Here is a 1,838-nt window from a genome sequence, read left to right on the forward strand (position 1 = left end):
AGACCGAGTGCGTGGGGACACGCGATGACCAGTACAGTCACGACGCGCTCGAGGACGGTGATGTTGAACCCGGTGGCGACGACCCACGCGACGGCCGTGATCGCCGCGACGCCGAGTGCCACGTAGAACAGCCAGCCAGCTGCGCGGTCGGCGAGCAACTGGGTTCGAGATTTCGATTTCTGGGCCTCATCAACGAGTCGCATGATGCCCGCCAACGTCGTCTCGTCACCCGTCTTCGTGATTTTGATGCGGAGGCTCCCGTCTTGGTTGACCGTCCCGGCGACGACCTCCACTCCTGGCTCTTTGTCAACGGGACGGGACTCGCCCGTGATCATCGACTCGTCGACCGACGACTCGCCGTCGACGACTTCGCCGTCGGCAGGCACGCTCGCACCCGGGCGAACGAGTACGAGATCGTCCTCGCCGAGTTCGGAAACGGGTACTTCCTCGGTATCTCCACTTTCGGTGATACGCTCGGCAGTATCCGGCATAAGTTTCGCCAGTTCGTCGAGCGCGCCGGAGGCCTGCCGGACCGAGCGCATCTCCATCCAGTGGCCCAGCAGCATGATATCGATCAGCGTAACGAGTTCCCAGAAGAACGGCGTCGTTCCCTCGAGAAACAGGCTCCCAATGGAGTAGACGAATGCGACGGTGATTGCCAGCGAGATGAGCATCATCATCCCCGGCTCACGGTTCTCGAGTTCCGTCCGGGCCATCGAAAGGAACGGCACGCCACCGTACGCGAAGATGATCACCGAAAGGACAGGCGTGATCCAGGCGCTTCCGGGGAACGTCGGCGCCGTGTAGCCGAAGGCGTCCTGAATAAATTCGCTGAAGAAGATGACAGGCACCGAGAGCGCGAGCGATACCCAGAACCGCCGCCGGAACATCCGCTCGTGATCCGAGTGATCGGTGTGGGCCCCGTGATCTTCGTGCTCTCCCTCGTGGACGTCCGCGCCGTGGTCGTGTGCGTCGTGATCGTGTTCGTCCCCTCCGGTATGGGCGTGGTTGGTCTCGTGGCTGTGTCCGGACTCGGCTTCGTGATCGTGGTGTGCGTGTTCGTCGGTACTTCTGGGTTCTGTGGTGGTCTCGCCCGTCCGGTCGTGGTTCGTGTGCTCGGAGGAGTGTGGAGGCTCCGTGGCAGATGAGGGATCTGTCGTTCGCCTCTCTCGATCTGCTTCTAACTGGCAAATACGGCAGCAGTAGACGGGGCCCTCGGAATCAGTTTCCGACGAAGAGTCCCGGATACGCTCGTGGTCTGGGTGGTTGCTCATGGGTTGGGTGGTGGTGCCGTTCCCCATTATTCTGTTCGTGGCCTGATACTGCGCGGTTCGATCAGGGGAAGCGGACTCGGAAGAGAACGGCGGGGCGGTCGTCCGCGAACGTTCTAGGTGCTCTCAGGCGTGAGCAGTGTATCCAGCGCCTTCGACGGCTTGCACGAGGACCATGACGTCGGCGTCCCTATTGACTCTCGCCTGTTCGGCCTCACGGTGGGCGGTGACGTCAGTTACGTTAGACACGCCTTGAAGCGCCTCTTCGACTGTCTGTTCACAATGACCGCAGGTCATTCCCTCGACGGTGATGATCGTCGACATATGCGAATACATACGCTCCCCTCTCTTATGCGGGTTCTCCCTTTGAACAATTAGTTCGAAGACTACCTACAGTTTGGAAACGAATCGTATTTCGCCGAGGTCTTTAGTCACTCGTCGCCGTAGGTCCACTATGCGCGACCTCGACGAAACCGATCTCGAAATCCTTCAGCTCCTGATGTCGAACGCCCGTCGACCGTACAGTGACATCGCTGATGCCGTCGGTCTCTCCGCACCGGCCGTCTC

Annotated in this window: 3 protein-coding genes; 1 reads left to right on the top strand and 2 read right to left on the bottom strand. The window is 60.6% G+C overall.

Annotated features, from left to right (window positions below):
* The coding region (locus BSG17_RS25775; protein ID WP_139246834.1) for an HAD-IC family P-type ATPase at positions 1-1,274 on the bottom strand (1,274 nt) is incomplete at its 3' end.
* Between the two features lie 123 nt (positions 1,275-1,397).
* Complete coding sequence (locus tag BSG17_RS25780; RefSeq protein WP_089828192.1) at positions 1,398-1,595, bottom strand: heavy-metal-associated domain-containing protein; 198 nt, start codon at positions 1,593-1,595, stop codon at positions 1,398-1,400.
* Between the two features lie 130 nt (positions 1,596-1,725).
* Between BSG17_RS25780 and BSG17_RS25785 the strand changes: the two genes are divergently transcribed.
* The coding region (locus BSG17_RS25785; RefSeq protein WP_139246835.1) for an Lrp/AsnC family transcriptional regulator at positions 1,726-1,838 on the top strand (113 nt) is incomplete at its 3' end.

Source organism: Halogranum amylolyticum, assembly GCF_900110465.1.
Lineage (GTDB): Archaea > Halobacteriota > Halobacteria > Halobacteriales > Haloferacaceae > Halogranum > Halogranum amylolyticum.